Source organism: Kitasatospora sp. NPDC086801 (assembly GCF_044745805.1).
Lineage (GTDB): Bacteria > Actinomycetota > Actinomycetes > Streptomycetales > Streptomycetaceae > Kitasatospora.
In genome coordinates this window covers 123,800-140,528 of the sequence record NZ_JBIVAX010000021.1, presented here as the reverse complement: position 1 = coordinate 140,528, position 16,729 = coordinate 123,800, and the positions used below count along the sequence as shown (strand labels likewise).

At 71.1% G+C, this 16,729-nt stretch carries 18 protein-coding genes; 8 read left to right on the top strand and 10 right to left on the bottom strand.

Annotation, left to right across the window (positions count from 1 at the left end):
- Positions 1-130: 130 nt before the first annotated feature.
- Together ACIPLC_RS22495 and ACIPLC_RS22490 are read right to left on the bottom strand one after the other, a co-directional pair.
- Entirely contained in the window at positions 131-613 is a 483-nt protein-coding gene (locus ACIPLC_RS22495; RefSeq protein WP_400474767.1) for a GNAT family N-acetyltransferase, read from the bottom strand.
- Positions 614-713: 100 nt separating this feature from the next.
- Complete coding sequence (locus ACIPLC_RS22490) at positions 714-1,880, bottom strand: acyl-CoA dehydrogenase family protein (RefSeq protein WP_400474766.1); 1,167 nt, start codon at positions 1,878-1,880, stop codon at positions 714-716.
- Between the two features lie 181 nt (positions 1,881-2,061).
- Here ACIPLC_RS22490 and ACIPLC_RS22485 point away from each other — a divergent pair, with 181 nt between their 5' ends.
- Together ACIPLC_RS22485 and ACIPLC_RS22480 are read left to right on the top strand one after the other, a co-directional pair.
- Positions 2,062-3,399, top strand: coding sequence for a UDP-glucose dehydrogenase family protein (locus tag ACIPLC_RS22485; RefSeq protein ID WP_400474765.1), 1,338 nt, complete (start codon positions 2,062-2,064; stop codon positions 3,397-3,399).
- A 50-nt stretch (positions 3,400-3,449) separates the two neighbouring features.
- The gene (locus tag ACIPLC_RS22480; RefSeq protein WP_400474764.1) at positions 3,450-3,863 is read left to right on the top strand and encodes a CoA-binding protein; all 414 of its coding nucleotides are present in this window, start codon (positions 3,450-3,452) and stop codon (positions 3,861-3,863) included.
- Positions 3,864-3,866: 3 nt separating this feature from the next.
- Here the strand turns inward: ACIPLC_RS22480 and ACIPLC_RS22475 are convergent, their stop codons facing one another.
- From ACIPLC_RS22475 to ACIPLC_RS22465, 3 genes are read right to left on the bottom strand one after another with little or no spacing between them, the layout of a single operon-like run.
- The gene (locus ACIPLC_RS22475) at positions 3,867-5,081 is read right to left on the bottom strand and encodes a dipeptidase (RefSeq protein WP_400474763.1); all 1,215 of its coding nucleotides are present in this window, start codon (positions 5,079-5,081) and stop codon (positions 3,867-3,869) included.
- A 33-nt stretch (positions 5,082-5,114) separates the two neighbouring features.
- A complete protein-coding gene (gene purE / locus ACIPLC_RS22470) occupies positions 5,115-5,669 on the bottom strand; it encodes a 5-(carboxyamino)imidazole ribonucleotide mutase (RefSeq protein WP_400474762.1) in 555 nt (184 codons plus the stop codon).
- The gene (locus ACIPLC_RS22465) at positions 5,666-6,859 is read right to left on the bottom strand and encodes a 5-(carboxyamino)imidazole ribonucleotide synthase (protein ID WP_400474774.1); all 1,194 of its coding nucleotides are present in this window, start codon (positions 6,857-6,859) and stop codon (positions 5,666-5,668) included. The genes purE and ACIPLC_RS22465 overlap by 4 nt, the downstream gene beginning before the upstream one ends.
- Before the next feature lie 246 nt (positions 6,860-7,105).
- Between ACIPLC_RS22465 and ACIPLC_RS22460 the strand changes: the two genes are divergently transcribed.
- A complete protein-coding gene (locus ACIPLC_RS22460; RefSeq protein WP_400474761.1) occupies positions 7,106-7,654 on the top strand; it encodes a GtrA family protein in 549 nt (182 codons plus the stop codon).
- A 25-nt stretch (positions 7,655-7,679) separates the two neighbouring features.
- Here ACIPLC_RS22460 and ACIPLC_RS22455 read toward each other — a convergent pair whose 3' ends face one another.
- On the bottom strand, positions 7,680-8,924 hold the full coding sequence (locus tag ACIPLC_RS22455; RefSeq protein ID WP_350877372.1) for an ATP-binding protein: 1,245 nt from the start codon (positions 8,922-8,924) through the stop codon (positions 7,680-7,682).
- 63 nt (positions 8,925-8,987) lie between these two features.
- Entirely contained in the window at positions 8,988-9,662 is a 675-nt protein-coding gene (locus tag ACIPLC_RS22450) for a response regulator transcription factor (RefSeq protein WP_030290974.1), read from the bottom strand.
- Between the two features lie 329 nt (positions 9,663-9,991).
- Here ACIPLC_RS22450 and ACIPLC_RS22445 point away from each other — a divergent pair, with 329 nt between their 5' ends.
- From ACIPLC_RS22445 to ACIPLC_RS22435, 3 genes are all read left to right on the top strand, one after another.
- Positions 9,992-11,500, top strand: coding sequence for an oligopeptide:H+ symporter (locus ACIPLC_RS22445; protein WP_363588034.1), 1,509 nt, complete (start codon positions 9,992-9,994; stop codon positions 11,498-11,500).
- Between the two features lie 108 nt (positions 11,501-11,608).
- Positions 11,609-13,618: a prolyl oligopeptidase family serine peptidase gene (locus ACIPLC_RS22440; protein WP_400474760.1), complete on the top strand. Its 2,010-nt coding sequence runs from the start codon at positions 11,609-11,611 to the stop codon at positions 13,616-13,618.
- A gap of 139 nt (positions 13,619-13,757) precedes the next feature.
- Positions 13,758-14,585 (top strand): hypothetical protein, encoded by an 828-nt coding sequence (locus ACIPLC_RS22435; RefSeq protein WP_363588038.1) that lies wholly within the window; start codon positions 13,758-13,760, stop codon positions 14,583-14,585.
- Between the two features lie 57 nt (positions 14,586-14,642).
- Here ACIPLC_RS22435 and ACIPLC_RS22430 read toward each other — a convergent pair whose 3' ends face one another.
- Genes ACIPLC_RS22430 through ACIPLC_RS22420 form a run of 3 tightly spaced genes read right to left on the bottom strand, consistent with a single transcriptional unit; the run spans position 14,643 to position 15,381 of the window.
- Entirely contained in the window at positions 14,643-14,765 is a 123-nt protein-coding gene (locus ACIPLC_RS22430; protein ID WP_363624651.1) for a hypothetical protein, read from the bottom strand.
- Complete coding sequence (locus tag ACIPLC_RS22425; RefSeq protein WP_400474759.1) at positions 14,762-15,016, bottom strand: hypothetical protein; 255 nt, start codon at positions 15,014-15,016, stop codon at positions 14,762-14,764. Before ACIPLC_RS22425 ends, ACIPLC_RS22430 begins: the two co-directional genes overlap by 4 nt.
- Positions 15,013-15,381, bottom strand: a complete 369-nt coding sequence (locus ACIPLC_RS22420) for an ATP-binding protein (RefSeq protein WP_350877349.1) — start codon at positions 15,379-15,381, stop codon at positions 15,013-15,015. Before ACIPLC_RS22420 ends, ACIPLC_RS22425 begins: the two co-directional genes overlap by 4 nt.
- Before the next feature lie 288 nt (positions 15,382-15,669).
- Here ACIPLC_RS22420 and ACIPLC_RS22415 point away from each other — a divergent pair, with 288 nt between their 5' ends.
- Positions 15,670-16,530, top strand: coding sequence for a helix-turn-helix domain-containing protein (locus ACIPLC_RS22415; protein WP_400474758.1), 861 nt, complete (start codon positions 15,670-15,672; stop codon positions 16,528-16,530).
- Positions 16,523-16,723, top strand: a complete 201-nt coding sequence (locus ACIPLC_RS22410; protein WP_363624647.1) for a DUF397 domain-containing protein — start codon at positions 16,523-16,525, stop codon at positions 16,721-16,723. The genes ACIPLC_RS22415 and ACIPLC_RS22410 overlap by 8 nt, the downstream gene beginning before the upstream one ends.
- The last annotated feature ends 6 nt before the right edge of the window (positions 16,724-16,729 follow it).

Here is a 16,729-nt window from a genome sequence, read left to right as displayed (position 1 = left end):
CGACGAACCGGGACCTGCTACCGGGCACTCCGGTGTCTACCCGGACGGGACTTCCACCCGCGAGCCTGGACCAGCTTTCAGGACGCAACATGGCCCGGCACCCTACTCGTCACCCGCCGGGACGGGGAGGTCACCGCTGTGGCGCGGCCAGCTCCAGCTCCGCCACCACCTGGTCGCCGCTGGTCTCGCCGGTGGGGCGGAAGCCCAGGCCGGCGTAGAAGGCGCCGGGGCCGTCCGGGCCGGGCACGTAGGTGACGGTGGCGCGGGTGCCGCCGCGGCGGCGGATCTCGGCACAGACCTGCTCGACGGCGAAGCGGCCGTAGCCGCCGCGCTGCCGGTCGGCGTCGACGAGCAGGCGCCAGAGGCCGGAGCGCGGGCGGTCGTCCGGCCGCTCGGGGTCGAACCCGATGTCGAAGAACGCCATCACGAAGCCGACCGGCCGCTCCCCGTCCATGATCAGCCGGGGCCAGGCGGTGTCACCGTGGGCGTACGCCTCGGCCAGCGACGTCGCCACCGGCGCGACCAGGGCCTCCTGGTCGGGGCGCACCTTCAGGGCGAGGGCGGCGTCGATGGTGTCGGGGGTGATCCGGCCCAGGCTCAGTGCGGAGGACATGGCGGGCAGCCTACGAAGCGGGGCCGCCCGCCGTCGCCCGGTTTTCCGGGCCGAGGTGCGGTCGGGGCCGAGGTGCGGTCGGGACCGAAGCGCCGTCCGGCTACGGCAGGTTGCGGGCCATGACGATGCGCTGGACCTGGTTGGTCCCCTCGTAGATCTGGGTGATCTTCGCGTCCCGCATCATCCGCTCCACCGGATAGTCCCGCGTGTACCCGTACCCACCCAGCAACTGCACCGCGTCCGTCGTGATCTCCATCGCCGCATCCGACGCGTAGCACTTCGCCGCCGCCCCGAAGAACGTCAGATCCCCGTCCCCACGCTGCGACTTCGCCGCCGCCGCATACGTCAACTGCCGCGCCGCCTCCAGCTTCATCGCCATGTCCGCCAGCATGAACTGCACACCCTGGAACTCCGCGATCGCCTTCCCGAACTGCCGCCGCTCCTTCACATACCCCTTCGCGTAGTCCAACGCCCCCTGCGCGATCCCTACCGCCTGCGCCGCGATCGTCACCCGCGTGTGGTCCAGCGTCCGCATCGCCGTCGCGAACCCCGTCCCCTCCGCACCGATCATCCGATCCGCCGGAATCCGCACATTGTCGAAGTACACCTCACGCGTCGGCGACCCCTTGATCCCCAACTTCTTCTCCGGCGCACCGAACGACACCCCCTCGTCGCCCCTCTCCACCACGAACGCCGAGATCCCCTTCGACCGCAGCTCCGGATCCGTCACCGCCATCACCGTGTAGAACTCCGACACACCCGCGTTCGTGATCCAGCGCTTCACCCCGTTCAGCACCCAGAAGTCCCCGTCCCGCACCGCCCGGGTCCGCATCCCCGCCGCGTCCGAACCCGCCTCCGGCTCCGACAGGCAGTACGAGAACATCCCCTCACCCCGCGCCAACGCCCCCAGGTACTTCGCCTTCAACTCCTCCGAACCCGACAACTGCACCGGCAACGACCCCAGCTTGTTCACCGCCGGAATCAATGAGGACGACGCACACACCCGCGCCACCTCCTCGATCACGATCACCGTCGCCAGCGCATCCGCCCCCGCACCACCGAACTCCTCCGGCACGTGCACCGCGTGCAGATCACTCCCCCGCAACGCGTCCAACGCCTCCTGCGGGAACCGCCCCAGCTCATCCACCTCCGCCGCGAACGGAGCGATCTTCGCCTCGGCCAGCGAACGCACCGCCTCACGGAGCATCTCGTGCTCCTCGGAGATACGGAAGAGATCGAAGTCAGCCGCCCCTGCGCTGCCCGCCATGATGCCCGCCTCGTCCAGTGATCGAAGTCAATCCGGGGTTAACTACCGTTCAGTAGAGATCCTAGGGCGCCGACCTGCGGCTGCCTAGCGTCCCCGGCGCACAGGCGATCGAGGCCGGATCCGTCGGGGCGGATAGCATCAGAGGCACCCGTACAGGTCGAGTCCGCACAAAGGGGAACCCGTGACCCTCCGCATCTCCGTGATCGGCACCGGCTACCTCGGCGCCACGCACGCGGCCGCGATGGCCGAGTTCGGCTTCGAGGTGCTGGGCCTGGACATCGACCCCGACAAGATCGCCACGCTGACCGCCGGTCGCGTCCCGATGTACGAGCCGGGGCTGTCCGAGCTGCTGCTCAAGCACGTCGCCGGGCACGAGGGTTCGACCGGCCGGCTGCGCTTCACCAGCTCCATCCAGGAGGCCGCGGAGTTCGGCGACGTGCACTTCGTCTGCGTCAACACCCCGCAGCGCAAGGGCGAGTTCGCCGCCGACATGTCGTACGTCGACACCGCGATCGACGACCTCGCCCCGTACCTGACCCGCCCGGTCCTGGTGGTCGGCAAGTCCACCGTGCCGGTCGGCTCGGCGAGCCGGCTCGCCGAGCGGCTGGCCGCGCTGGCACCCGTCGGCGCGGGCGCCGAACTCGCCTGGAACCCGGAGTTCCTGCGCGAGGGCTTCGCCGTCCAGGACACCCTGCGCCCGGACCGGATCGTCGTCGGCGCCCACAGCGAGCGCGCCGAGCAGCTGCTGCGCGAGGTGTACGCCGAGCCGATCGCGGCCGGGGTGCCGTTCCTGGTCACCGACTACGCGACCGCCGAACTGGTGAAGGCCGCCGCCAACTCCTTCCTGGCCACCAAGATCTCCTTCATCAACGCGATGGCCGAGGTCTGCGAGGCGGCCGGAGCCGACGTCACGCTGCTCTCCACCGCGCTCGGGCACGACGAACGGATCGGCCGCAAGTTCCTCAACTCCGGCCTGGGCTTCGGCGGCGGCTGCCTGCCCAAGGACATCCGGGCGTTCATGGCCCGGGCCGGCGAACTCGGCGCCGACCAGGCACTGACCTTCCTGCGCGAGGTCGACTCGATCAACATGCGCCGCCGCTCCCGGATGGTGGAGCTGGCCCGCGAGCAGTGCGGCGGCGGCTTCCTGGGCCGCCGGGTGGCCGTCCTCGGCGCCGCGTTCAAGCCCAACTCGGACGACATCCGGGACTCCCCCGCGCTCAACGTCGCCGCCCAGATCCAGCTCCAGGGCGCCCAGGTCACCGTCTACGACCCGAAGGCCGTCGACAACGCCCGCAAGATGTTCCCCTCGCTCGCCTACGCCGACTCGGCCCTGGAGGCCGCCGAGGGCGCCCACGTCGTCCTGCACCTCACCGAGTGGGCCGAGTTCCGCGAGCTGGACCCGGCCGAACTCGGCGCCGTGGTCGCCGAGCGCCGCCTGCTCGACGGCCGCAACGTCCTGGACGCCGCCGCCTGGCGCGCCGCCGGCTGGACGTACCGCGCCCTCGGCCGCCCCAGCTGATCCCCCCCGGGGGGGGGAATCCCCCGCCGGGGTACGTCGTTGGCACCGGCATGACGAGCTACGGCGACGACGCGACGGTTCGCGGGATCCTCACCGGCACCGGCGGCACCTGGGCGGTGGTCGGCCTGTCCAACAACACCGCCCGGGCCGCCTACGGGGTGGCCCGGGTGCTCCAGCGGTACGGCAAGCGCGTCGTGCCGGTGCACCCGAAGGCCGAGACGGTCCTCGGCGAGCCCGGCTACGCCTCGCTCGCCGAGGTGCCGTTCCCGGTCGACGTGGTGGACGTGTTCGTGAACAGCGCGCTGGCCGGGGAGGTGGCCGACCAGGCGGTGGCGGCCGGGGCGAAGGCCGTCTGGTTCCAGCTCGGTGTGGTCGACGAGGCCGCGTACGCGCGGACCAGGACGGCCGGGCTCGCCATGGTGATGGACAAGTGCCCGGCCATCGAGATCCCGCTGCTGGACTGAGGCTCAGCCCTGCGCGCCGTCCAGCTGCGCGATGGTCGCGATGGACGGGCGGCGGCTCGCCCGCAGCCCGGCGGCGACGGACTCGGCGTCGCGCAGGACGCGGACGGCGTTGTGCCAGGTGAGCTTGGCGAGGTCGGCCTCGGACCAGTTCCGGCGCAGCAGTTCGGCGACCAGGTTGGGGTAGCCGGCCACCGAGCCCAGGCCGTCGGGCAGGAAGGCGGTGCCGTCGAAGTCGCCGCCGATGCCGATGTGGTCGATGCCGGCGACCTCGCGCAGGTGGTCGAGGTGGTCGGCGACGGTGGCCGGGGTGGCGATCGGGCGCGGGACGGCGGCCTCGAAGGCGCGCTGGCGTTCCATCGCGGGCGGGGTGGTGTCGAGCGGGTGGAAGCCGTGGGCGCGCATGTTCTCGTCGGCGGCGAGGGTCCACTCGATGGCGGCGGGCAGGATGAACTTGGGCACGAAGGTGGCCATCGCCACGCCGCCGTTGGCGGGCAGCTGGGCGAGCACGTCGTCCGGGATGTTGCGCGGGTGGTCGCACACGGCGCGGGCCGAGGAGTGCGAGAAGACGACCGGCGCCTCGGTGACCCGCAGGGCGTCGCGCATGGTGTCGGCGGAGACGTGCGAGAGGTCGACGAGCATGCCGAGCCGGTTCATCTCCCGAACGACCTCCTCGCCGAACCGGGTCAGCCCGCCGGCCGCCGGCTTGTCGGTGGCGGAGTCGGCCCACGGCACGTTGTCGTTGTGGGTGAGCGTCAGGTACCGCACGCCGAGCTCGTGGAGGGCGCGCAGGGTGGCGAGCGAGCAGTCGATGGAGTGGCCGCCCTCGGCGCCCATCAGGGAGGCGATCCGGCCTTCGGCGCGGGCGGCCTCCATGTCGTCGGCGGTGCGGGCGAGCCGGAGCCGGTCGGGGTAGCGCTCGACCAGGGCGTGGACGAAGTCGATCTGTTCCAGGGTGGCGCTCACCGCGTGGTCGCCGGCCAGCCGGGTCGGCACGTAGACGGACCAGAACTGCGCGCCGACCCCGCCCTCCGCGAGGCGGGCGAGGTCGGTGTGCAGGCGGTCGCTCTGGTCGGCGGCGAGGTCGACCGCGCCGAGGTCGTACCCGGCCTGCTCGCGCATCGCCCACGGGAGGTCGTTGTGGCCGTCGACCACGGGGGCGGTGCGCAGCAGGGCCCGGGCGCGGTCCAGCGGGGTGGGGGTGTCCTGAGCGGTAGTCATACGGGCTGTTCTACCCCACCCCCACCACCGGGGTTACTTGCCGAAGCCGAAGGAGGAGGATCCGGCCACCTTGGCGCGGAGCTTCTTGCCCTTCTCGGTGGCCTGGTTGTTCAGCTCGGCCTGGAAGTCGGTCATCCGCTCGGTCAGTTCGGGGTCGAACGCGGCCAGCATCCGCACGGCGAGCAGGCCGGCGTTGCGTGCGCCGGCCACCGAGACGGTCGCGACCGGGACGCCGGCCGGCATCTGGACGATGGACAGCAGGCTGTCCATGCCGTCCAGGTAGCGCAGCGGCACCGGCACGCCGATGACGGGCAGCGGGGTGACGGAGGCGAGCATGCCCGGCAGGTGGGCGGCGCCGCCGGCGCCGGCGATGATGGCCTTGAGGCCGCGCCGGTGGGCGTTCTCGCCGTACGCGACCATCTCGCGGGGCATCCGGTGCGCCGAGACGACGTCGACCTCGTAGGGGATCTCGAACTCGTCGAGGGCCTGGGCGGCGGCCTCCATGACGGGCCAGTCGGAGTCCGAGCCCATCACGATGCCGACGAGCGGGCCCGAGGAGGAGCTCGACGAAGAGGCGGAGGAGGTCATTCGGTGATCGTTCCTCGCAGGTAGGCGGCCGCGTGGCGGGCGCGCTCGCGGACGTCGTCGAGGTCGTCCCCGAAGACGTTGACGTGGCCGACCTTGCGGCCGGGCTTCACGTCCTTCCCGTACATGTGGATCCGCAGACCGGGGTCACGGGCCATGCAGTGCAGGAAGGCGTGGTACATGTCCGGGTAGTCGCCGCCGAGGACGTTGACCATGACGGTCCACTTGGCGCGAGGCCGGGGGTCGCCGAGCGGGAGGTCGAGGACGGCCCGCAGGTGGTTCTCGAACTGCGAGGTGACGGCGCCGTCCTGGGTCCAGTGCCCGGAGTTGTGGGGGCGCATGGCGAGTTCGTTGACGAGGATCCGGCCGTCCCTGGTCTGGAACAGTTCGACGGCGAGGTGGCCGGTGATGCCGAGCTCGCCGGCGATGCGCAGGGCCAGCTGCTGGGCCTCGTCGGAGAGGGCGGGGTCGAGGTCGGGCGCGGGGGCGGTGACCTCGGCGCAGACGCCGTTCTCCTGGACGCTCTCCACCACCGGGTAGGCGACGGCCTGGCCGCTGGGCGAGCGGACGACGTTGGCGGCGAGTTCGCGGACGAAGTCGACCTTCTCCTCGGCGAGCACCGGGACGCCGGCCAGGAACGGCGCGTGCGCGTCCTCCTCGCAGTCGACGACCCAGACGCCCTTGCCGTCGTAGCCGCCGCGGACGGTCTTCAGCACGACCGGGTAGCCTCCCGCCCGTCGCCCGCCCCCACCCTCGTCCGACGGGGCTCCGCCCTGGTCCCTCATGAGCTCAGCGGCGAAGGCGGTGACGTCGGCCGGGTCGGCGACGATCCGGTGGCGGGGGCAGGGCACGCCGATGGCGTCGAGCTTGGCCCGCATGACGCCCTTGTCCTGGGCGTTGACCAGCGCGTCCGGCCCGGGCCGGACGGCGACGCCGTCGGCCTCCAGGGCCCGCAGGTGCTCGGTGGGGACGTGCTCGTGGTCGAAGGTGATCACGTCGCAGCCGGCCGCGAAGCGGCGCAGCGTGTCGAGGTCGCGGTAGTCGCCGAGGACGACGTCGGAGACCACCTGTGCGGCGGAGTCCTGGGGCGTGTCGGCGAGGAGTTTGAACCTGACCCCGAGCGGGATGCCCGCCTGGTGTGCCATGCGGGCCAACTGCCCGCCGCCGATCATGCCCACCACTGGAAAATTCACATTGCCCGGGGAAGTCACCCCGCCAGGATATCCGGGCCGGTCGGGGGCGGTGGAACCGCTGGGGTGGGCCGGATGCCCCGGTCGACCCGGGGCCCTGGGGGCTGAGCCGTTCGGTGGAAGCGGGTAGCCTGGACGGCCAGGTCCTGGTCTGCGCAGTCCGATCATGTGCGTGCACGCAGGGCTCAAGGGGTGGACGCGTCCACGCGATCCGCTCTTCGACCCGCAGGCACATGGAGGCAGCCCGGTATGGCGACGACCGCAGCTTCGAGCCCTTCGCTCTCGCAGAAACTGCGCGGGCTGTCAGGCGAAGTGGTGAAGTTCGGCCTGGTCGGCCTGAGCGGCGTGGTGGTCAACTTCGCCGTCTTCTGGGTCTGCATCAACGGTCTGCACCTGGCCTCGCTGCGGTCCAACATCGCGGCGACGCTGATCGCCATCGCCACCAACTACCTCGGCTACCGCTACTGGCTGTACCGGGACCGCGACGCCGCCTCGCGCAAGCGGGAGATCACGCTGTTCCTGGTGTACAGCGGCATCGGCATGCTGATCGAGACCGGGGTGCTCGGCTTCTCGGTGTACGTGCTCGGCCTCGACTCGCACTACGAGCAGCTGGGCGCGAAGGTGGCCGGCCTCGCGATCGCCACCGTGTTCCGCTTCTTCTCCTACCGCACCTGGGTCTTCAAGGCCGAACCCGAGCCGGCCGCGCAGGACGCGAGCGGCGCCAGCGGCCAGGAGCTGGCGGCCCAGGCCGAACTGATGCTGGCCGCCGAGCAGATCCGCTACGCCAAGGCCGAGTAGCCGGCCGCACGGCCCCGCCCCCGGCTCAGTCCGTGTGGCTGCGGCCGAGGAAGAGCGCGAACACCGCGGGCTTCAGCGAGAGCAGTTCGAGCCGGCCGCCGTCCGCCTCCGCGAGGTCACGGGCGACGGCCAGGCCGATGCCGGTGGAGTTGCGGCCGCTGACGGCGCGCTCGAACACCCGGTTCCCGAGGTCCGGCGGCACGCCGGCGCCCTGGTCCTGCACCTCGACCACCACCGAGGTGCCGGAGGGCCGGACCCGCAGGGTGATCGTCCCGGCGCCGTGCATCAGCGAGTTCTCGATCAGGGTGGCCAGCACCTGGGCGACGGTGCCCGGGGTGCCGACGGCGGTGACCCCGTGCAGGCCCTCCAGGGACAGCACCCGGCCGGTCTCGCGCAGCGACGGGCCCCACTCCTCGACCTGCTGCTTGATCACCTCGTCCAGGTCGAAGGCCACCGCGGTGGGGCTGCGCGGGTCGCGCTGGGTGGTGAGCAGCCGCTGGACGACGTCGGTGAGCCGTTCGACCTGCTGGAGGGCGATGGTCGCCTCCTCCTTGACGGTCTCCGGCTCCTCGGCGAGGGCGGTGATCTCCTCCAGCCGCATGGAGAGCGCGGTGAGCGGGGTGCGCAGCTGGTGCGAGGCGTCGGCGGCGAGCCGGCGTTCGGCGGTGAGCATCCGGGCGATCCGCTCGGCGCTGGTGTCCAGCACCTCGGCGACCCGGTCGAGTTCGGGCACCCCGTAGCGGCGGTCGCGGGGGCGCGGGTCGCCGGAGCCGAGCCGTTCGGCGGTCTCGGCCAGGTCGGTGAGCGGCCGGGCGAGCCGTTTGGCCTGCCAGACGGCGAGCGCCACGGCGGCCTGGACGGCCAGCAGGGCGACCACGCCGAGCAGCAGCAGCATGTTGGCGATCTCGTGGTCGACGTCCGCGCGGGACTGCTCGACGGTGACGACCTCGCCGCTGTTGCCGCGTTCGACGGCCTTCAGCAGGTGGCCGCCGGCCAGGCGTTCGCCGCTGGAGACGACGTCCTGGCCGGGGATCTGCACCTCGACGTAGCTGCCCTCGGTGACCTGGTTGTCGAAGGCCCGGCCGGTGACCGGCTCACCCGCGGAGAGCCGGTTCTCGACCAGGGCGAGCACCCGGACGGCGGACGCGTCCACCCGGTCCTGGGCCGAGTTGACGATGGTGCGTTTCTCGACCAGGGCGAGCGGCACGCAGAACACCACGACCACCACCAGGACGACGCCCAGCAGCGAGTTGATCATCCGGCGTTTCACGCTGCCGCTCCCCGAGGTGCTCCGCTTCATCGGCCGACTCCCGGCCGCGTTCTCCGTACGGGGCTAATTCTTCTCGAACCGGAACCCCACTCCGCGCACGGTGGCGATGTAGCGCGGGTTCGCCGCGTCGTCGCCGAGCTTCTTGCGGAGCCAGGAGATGTGCATGTCCAGGGTCTTGGTCGAGGTCCACCAGGTGGTGTCCCAGACCTGCCGCATGATCTCCTCGCGGGTGACCACCCGGCCGGCGTCCCGGACGAGGACGCGCAGCAGCTCGAACTCCTTGGCGGAGAGGGTGAGCTCCTCCTCGCCGAGCCAGGCGCGGTGGGACTCGATGTCGATCTTCACCCCGTGCGCGCCGGTGGTGAGCTGGTCGACGTTGCCGCGCCGGAGCAGGGCTCGGACGCGGGCGAGCAGTTCGGCCAGACGGAAGGGCTTGGTCACGTAGTCGTCGGCACCGGCGTCGAGGCCGACCACGGTGTCCACCTCGTCCGCGCGGGCGGTGAGCACCAGGACGGGGCAGCTCTTGCCGTCGGCGCGCAGGCGGCGGCAGACCTCCAGGCCGTCCATCTCGGGCAGGCCGAGGTCGAGGACGACGAGGTCGACCTCCTCGGTCAGGCCGGCGGCCAGTGCGGTCGGACCGTCCTCGCGGACGAGCACCTCATAGCCCTCACGTCGCAGGGCTCGGGCGAGCGGTTCGGAGATCGCCGGATCGTCCTCGGCGAGCAGCACACAGGTCATGTGGTGATGGTAGTCCGCCCGGGTATGCCGGACTGCCTTGTGAGGTAGTTCACAGAGCGTGATCGTTACACAGGAGCCCCTTCAGGCCCAACGCGCCGCCGCCTGCCGCCCGTTCGGCGAAGAATCCGGCCTTCCGTCTTGAAATTGAAGGAAGATTTGCCCGCCTACCATGGATAGATCGGGCAGATCTGTCACGGACTTTGCCATTCCCATACCTGATTCGTGGCTTTTGTCATCTGATAACGCTAAATATCGCCACGTAGAGTGGTTCCGTCCACGTCCGCCGCCACCCCCCTTGGCGGACGCTGTCAGGCAAGGAACCCCTACTCATGGCGTCTACCACCCTGGAAGCCGGCCTCACCCCGGCCTCGCCCAGCGGCAAGACCTTCCTCGGTCACCCCCGAGGGCTCGCCACGCTCTTCCTGAGCGAGATGTGGGAGCGCTTCAGCTACTACGGCATGCGCGCCCTGCTGGTGCTCTACATGACCGCCTCCGTCACGGACGGCGGCCTCGGCATGAAGCTGGCGACCGCCGGCGCCGTGTACAGCGTCTACACGGCCATGGTCTACCTGCTGGCCCTCCCGGGCGGCTGGATCGCCGACCGCTTCCTCGGCGCCCGCAAGACGGTCGCCATCGGCGGCACGATCATCATGCTCGGCCACTTCCTGCTGGCCGTGCCGTTCACCGGCGCGTTCTTCGCCGGTCTGGTCTGCATCGCGGTGGGCTCCGGCCTGCTCAAGGCCAACATCTCCACGATGGTCGGCCACCTCTACGACGGCCCGAACGACCCGCGCCGCGACGGCGGCTTCACGATCTTCTACATGGGCGTCAACCTCGGCGCGTTCTTCGCCCCGCTGGTGGTCGGCACCGTCGGCCAGAAGGTCGACTGGCACCTGGGCTTCGCCCTGGCCGGCATCGGCATGGCGCTCGGCCTGCTCCAGTTCCTGCTGGGCACCCGCCACCTGAGCCCCACCAGCGACATCGTGACCTCGCCCATCGGCGCGGACGAGAAGCGCAAGATCTTCCGCAAGGCCGGCATCTGGCTGGCCGCGGCGGTCGTCTTCTACGGCATCGTCGTCTCCACCGGCCACTTCACCATCGACTGGGCCGTCTGGCCGCTGTCCATCGCCGGCCTGGCGATCCCCTTCTTCGTGTTCGCCAAGGTGAAGCGCGACAAGGACCTCAGCGCCGACGAGCAGTCCAAGATGAGCGGCTACATCTGGTTCTTCGTCGCCGCCGCCGTGTTCTGGATGATCTACGACCAGTCCGGCTCGACGCTGAACGTCTTCGCCAAGGACCACACCGCCTCGACGCTGTTCGGGATCAACTTCCCGTCCAGCTGGTTCCAGTCGCTCAACCCGCTGTACATCATGGCGCTGGCCCCGGTCTTCGCCTGGCTCTGGGTCGCCCTGGCCCGCCGGTCGAAGAACCCCAGCACCACCATGAAGTTCGCCTTCGGTCTGCTGATGATCGGCGCCTCCTTCATGGTCATGATGCTGGCGATGGCCGCCGCCACCGGCGACACCAAGGTCACCCCGCTGTGGCTGGCCATGGTCTACCTGGTCCAGACCGTCGGCGAGCTCGCCCTCTCCCCCGTCGGCCTGTCCGTGACCACCAAGCTGGCGCCCGCCAAGTACGCCAGCCAGATGGTCGGCGTCTGGTTCCTCGCAGTCACCGCCGGTGACTGCGTGGCCGCCATCTTCCAGCTGGTGCTGGGCGACAAGGTGGTCGGCAGCAGCTGGTACTTCGCGGTCCAGGGCGGCATGGCGATCGTCGCCGGCCTCGCGCTGGCGATGTACCGCAAGCGGGTCGTCACGCTCATGGGCGACGTCCACTGACGCTCACGCCCGCCCGCTCCGGGGCCGCCGCGGATTCCTGAGATCCGCGGCGGCCCCGGCCGTTTCCCCCTCGACAGCGCCGCGCCGGCCGTGCCTATAGTGCCCGGCATGACGACCGACCCGTTACCGCGCCAGCTCGCCCGCACCCGGTGCTTCACCCTGGGCGCCCCCGCCCACCCGGGCATCACCGCCGACGGCGCCGCCGTCCTGTTCCTGCGCAGCCGCGGCGGCACCGACCCGCTCGCCTGCCTCTGGGCGCTCGACACCGCCACCGGCCGGGAACGGCTGGTCGCCGACCCGGCCGCGCTGGGCGCCTCCGGCGGCATCGCCGCGTACAGCACCGACGCCACCGGTCGGCTCGCCGCCTTCGCGCTGGACAGCACGCTGTGGCTGGCCGACACCGCCTCGGGTTCGCTCCGCCCGCTCGCCTCCGCCGAGCAGCCGGTGGATCCCCGCCTCGACCCGACCGGCCGCCGGATCGCCTACGTCAGCGGCGGCGTCCTGCGGGTGGCCGGTGCGGACGGTACGGGCGACCGGGCGCTGGCCGAACCGGAGTCCGAGGACGTCGGCTACGGCCTCGCCGAGCACGTCGCCTCCGAGGAGATGCACCGCACCCGCGGCCACTGGTGGTCCCCCGACGGCACCGCCCTGCTGGTCGCCCGGGTCGACAACCGGACGGTCACCCGCTGGTTCCTCGCCGACCCCACCGACCCGGGGCAGCCGCCGCGCGTCATCCGCTACCCGCTGGCCGGCACCGCCAACGCCGAGGTCACGCTCTGGCTGCTCGGCCTCGACGGCGGCCGTACGGAGGTCCACTGGGACCGCGCCTCCTTCGAGTACCTGACCGCCGCCGGGTGGGACGACCACGGGCCGTACGCCGCCGTGCAGAGCCGCGACCAGCGCACCGTCCGTACGTTGGCGATCGGGGCGAACGGGGACACCCGGGTGCTCGCCGAGCGGGCCGACCCGCGGTGGGTCGAACTGATCCCGGGCCTGCCGGTGCGGACGGCGGGCGGCGCGCTGGTCGACGCCGCCGACGACGGCGACACCCGGCACCTGACCGTCGACGGTGAGCCGGTCACCCCTGCGGGGCTACAGCTGCGGGCCGTCCTCGGGACGGAGGGCGAGACGGTGCTGTTCACCGCCTCCGAGGAGCCCACCGAGACCCACCTGTGGACGTACGAACCGGGATGCGGCGTACAAAGGCTGAGCAGCGGGCCCGGCGTACACGGCGGCGTCGAGCGCGGCGGCACGCTGGTCCTCACCACCGGCGGCCGCGCCACCGTCCTGCGGGAGGGCCGCCCGCCGCTGCCGCTCGCCTCGTACACCGAAGCGCCCGTCGTCACCGCACGCCCCGAGCTGCTCCGCCTCGGCCCGCGCGAACTGCGCGCCAACCTCTTCCTGCCCACCGGCCACCGCCCCGGCGGCACCCCGCTGCCCGTCCTGCTCGACCCGTACGGCGGGCCCGCGATGCAGAAGGCCACCACCGGCGGCGCCTGGCACGAGCAGGTGTCGCAGTGGTTCGCCGACCAGGGCTTCGCGGTGCTGGTGGTGGACGGCCGCGGCACTCCGGGGCGCGGGCCGCACTGGGAGAAGACGGTCTACGGCGACAAGGCCGGGCCCGCCCTGGAGGACCAGATCGAGGGCCTGTGGGAGACGGCCCGGCTGCGGCCGGGAGTGCTCGACCTCGACCGGGTCGGCATCCGCGGCTGGTCCTACGGCGGCTACCTCGCCGCGCTCGCCGTGTTGCGGCGCCCGGACGTCTTCCACGCCGCGTCGGCCGGAGCTGCCCCCACCGACTGGCGGCTCTACGACACCCACTGGCAGGAGCGCTTCCTCGGCCACCCCGACGAGCACCCCGAGCACTACGACAGCGGCTCACTGATCGCCGAGGCGCCGAAGCTGAGCCGCCCGCTGCTTCTGATCCAGGGCCTCGTGGACGACAACGTGCACCCCGCCCACGCCCTGCGGCTGTCCAGTGCCCTGCTCGCCGCCGGCCGCCCGCACGAGGTCCTGCCGCTGCGCGCCACCGGCCACCGGCCGACCGACGAGGCCGTGGTGGAGCACCTGCTCCGGCACGAACTGGAGTTCTTGCGGCGGTCGTTGGGCGTGGGCTGAGCGGCGCCCGTACGACCCGACGCCGCAGCCTGGTCCCCGCCGCATAGAGACCACCTGACCGCGCAGGAAAGCCGATCTGCCTGTGGACCAGGCCTTGGGGAGCGGCTCCGACCCCGCCGGGCATCGCTACCGTTGCCCGATGACGGATCTGCGCCGGGTACCGGTGGACGAGGTGCTGGGACGTGTCGAGACGGCCTTGGGGACGCGACTCGACAGGGCAGCGGTGGTCCGCAAACGCCGATCCGTGGGAGCAGGCACGGCGCGTGGCACGTGGGTACGCATCGAGCGGCGGGGGCTCGACCGGATCGGCGCCCAGGGCGGGGACGGCACCCCCTCCGCCGAGGCCCTGCACGGTATCGCGAAGCCCGCGTGGCTGGCCGGCCTCGCCTGGCGGGACGAGGCCGAGCCGGTGATGTGGCGGGCCGACGAGACCGAACTGCTGCCATCCACCCCAGCGGGGTCCGCAGTCGTGGCCGAGGAGCCCCGGCTGCCGCCCGGATGGTGGTCGGAGCTGAACGCCTCTCTCGATGCGCTCGCCGGCCAGCGGACGAATCGGATCGCCACGCCGGACACGGAGACCATCACCCAGGAGCTGGTGGCTCAGACGATCCGTCAGGTGTTCCCGGACGTCGATGCCACGGTGAGCGGGTGGTGTCCGGCGCACGCGGACCTGAACTGGGCGAACGTGACAGCGCCCGAGTTCTGCCTCTTCGACTGGGAGGACTGGGGCATGGCCCCACGTGGCCTGGACGCTGCCACCCTGTGGGCGGCGTCGCTTGCCGTACCGGCGCTGGCCGATCGCGTTCGCGTCGAGCGGAGCGGCGACTTCGCGAGCCGGGACGGCAAGCTGATGACCTTGTTCGTCGCGGCGAAGATCCTCGGGCCGTACGCGCATCCCGAGGACCCGCGCCTTGAGGGCGCCCGCGTGTTGGCGGAGCAGGTGGCGAAGGAGCTTCAGGCGGACTGACGCAGAGCGGGCAACCGCGCGACCCTCGCCCTGGGTGGGCGAGGGCCTTCGCGTGTTTCAGCGCTGCTCGTCGCGCTCCTCGGGGCGGGGCATCTTGAGGGTCGCGAGGACGCCGAGGGCTACGGTGGCGATCGCGAGGGCGAGGAGGGCGAGGAGGACCGCGACGATGAAGAGCTTCACTGGCGCCACCCCTCGTCGTCATCGTCCAGGTCGCGGAGCAGGTGGAGGAGGTTGAGCAGAGTGCTGACCGGCGCATTCCCGAAGTCGATCAGGATGCGGCCGTCGAGGGTCGTTTCGCCGGGCGAGGCGGATCCCCAGAGGAGCCCGCGCGGCAGGCCGCGCCTGTGCAACTCGCCCAGGAGGTCCATGATGTGGGGCTTGGTGTAGTCGCGCATCCGGGAGTCCTCCGGAACGACGGGGTCGCGGGTCACGCGAGGGAGTCCAGCTCCAGCTCGTACCAGATGGTTTTGCCACGCTTCTGCGGGTCGACGCCCCAGCGGCGGGTGAGCCCGGCGACGAGCTGGAGGCCCCGGCCGGACTCGGCGAAATCGGCGGGGGTTCGCTGCCGGGGGAGGGCGTCGCTCTCGTCGGAGACGGTGACCCGGAGGGTGCGGCCGAGGACGGAGAACCAGACGACGGGCGCGGGGGTGTCGCCGTGCCGCCAGGCGTTGACGATGAGCTCGCAGAGGGCGAGTTCGGCGTTGAAGATGGCGTCGGCGTCCCAGCCGCTGCGGGTCATGGCGTCCCGCAGGGCCTGCCGGGAGAGGGTGAGCGAGGGGGTGTTACGGGTGCACACGGGAACCTCCGTGAGGCTGTGGCGTGGGGAGAGGTGGTGACGGTCGTCGCCGTGAGCCAGGCCGGGGCGGCGGCTGCTCTTCGGCGTGCGGAGGGCAGCAGGCGCCTACTGCCCTGGATGCAGGCATTACTGACGATCCGTCGGATCGAGCCAGAAACGACAGTAGCGCATCCGCTCTTTAATTAAAGCCAAACGGGAGAAGGTTCCTCCTCACGAGGGAAGAAGTCCGGATGGATCCGCAGGCGCCCGGCGCGGCACACTGGCCTCTGCACCGGCAGAGAGGACGCCATGCCCCTTCGAGTCCCCACCCTCCGTCAGCGACGACTCGGCGCCGAACTGCGAAGGATGAGAGAGCAAGTCGGCTTCGGCGGCAGCCACCTCGCCCGTCTACTCGGCGTGACTCCCGCCCTGGTGAGTCAGATGGAGATCGGGAAATCAGCCGTCACCGTGGCGCGTCTGCACGAGATCGCAGAGGCCTGCATGTGCGCCAATGCGCCCTTGGTCGAAGCGCTTGCCGACATGGCCAGGGAGCGAGACTCGGCCTGGTGGGACGAGTATCGAGCGGCACTCGCGGCCGCCCCGATCGATGTGGCAGAAATCGAAGGTCGCGCGAAGAGGCTCAAGAGCTTCACCATTGGCATCATCCCGGGACTACTTCAGACGAACTCGTATGCGACTGCGGTGTTCGCGAGCGGTTTCACCCCTCTCCCGGATCGGGAGATCGGCCGCAGAGTGAACTTCCGCCTACGGAGACAACAGATCATCCGGTCCGGCGAAACGCCTTACATGGCGCTCATCCACGAGGCGGCGTTGCGCATCCAGTACGGCGGGCCTGTGGTGCTCAGAGACCAGCTCGATGCACTCGTCAGCGACTCCGATCTTCCCGGCGTCTCACTGCGAGTCGTGCCCTTTGCTACGGCCGACTTCCCTGGCCCCAGCGAGAATCTGATCTATGCGGAGGGACCAGTGCCCGAGCTGGACACGGTCCAGGCTGACTCGTCGCACGGGTCCCACATCTTCGACTCGCCCGCCCAACTGGCGGGATACCGCGCAATCTTTGAGCGCATCGAAGCTGTCGCGCTCCCGGAACGCGAGTCGCGAGATCTTATTCGCTCGATCACGAAGGAAATGAACGGCAAGTATGAATAGCACCGAGTGGCAGAAGTCCAGCTTCAGTGAAGCGGCCAACAACTGCGTCGAGATACGTGCGCTTGACGGGCTGGTCGAACTCCGGGAGTCCGATGAGGGCGACGTCATCGTCCGCACCACCCGCCTCAAGCTCGCCGACTTCCTCCGGGGCGCCAAGGCCGGCGAGTTCGACCACCTCACCACCGCCCCCTGAACGAAT

Coding starts and splice junctions, on each gene's coding strand:
- ACIPLC_RS22475 (WP_400474763.1), bottom strand. CDS start 5,081: ATGACTACCGCTCAGGACACCCCCACCCCGCTGGACCGCGCCCGGGCC.
- ACIPLC_RS22495 (WP_400474767.1), bottom strand. CDS start 613: ATGTCCTCCGCACTGAGCCTGGGCCGGATCACCCCCGACACCATCGAC.
- ACIPLC_RS22415 (WP_400474758.1), top strand. CDS start 15,670: ATGCCCCTTCGAGTCCCCACCCTCCGTCAGCGACGACTCGGCGCCGAA.
- ACIPLC_RS22440 (WP_400474760.1), top strand. CDS start 11,609: ATGACGACCGACCCGTTACCGCGCCAGCTCGCCCGCACCCGGTGCTTC.
- purE (WP_400474762.1), bottom strand. CDS start 5,669: ATGACCTCCTCCGCCTCTTCGTCGAGCTCCTCCTCGGGCCCGCTCGTC.
- ACIPLC_RS22450 (WP_030290974.1), bottom strand. CDS start 9,662: ATGACCTGTGTGCTGCTCGCCGAGGACGATCCGGCGATCTCCGAACCG.
- ACIPLC_RS22490 (WP_400474766.1), bottom strand. CDS start 1,880: ATGGCGGGCAGCGCAGGGGCGGCTGACTTCGATCTCTTCCGTATCTCC.
- ACIPLC_RS22460 (WP_400474761.1), top strand. CDS start 7,106: ATGGCGACGACCGCAGCTTCGAGCCCTTCGCTCTCGCAGAAACTGCGC.
- ACIPLC_RS22410 (WP_363624647.1), top strand. CDS start 16,523: ATGAATAGCACCGAGTGGCAGAAGTCCAGCTTCAGTGAAGCGGCCAAC.
- ACIPLC_RS22480 (WP_400474764.1), top strand. CDS start 3,450: ATGACGAGCTACGGCGACGACGCGACGGTTCGCGGGATCCTCACCGGC.
- ACIPLC_RS22435 (WP_363588038.1), top strand. CDS start 13,758: ATGACGGATCTGCGCCGGGTACCGGTGGACGAGGTGCTGGGACGTGTC.
- ACIPLC_RS22445 (WP_363588034.1), top strand. CDS start 9,992: ATGGCGTCTACCACCCTGGAAGCCGGCCTCACCCCGGCCTCGCCCAGC.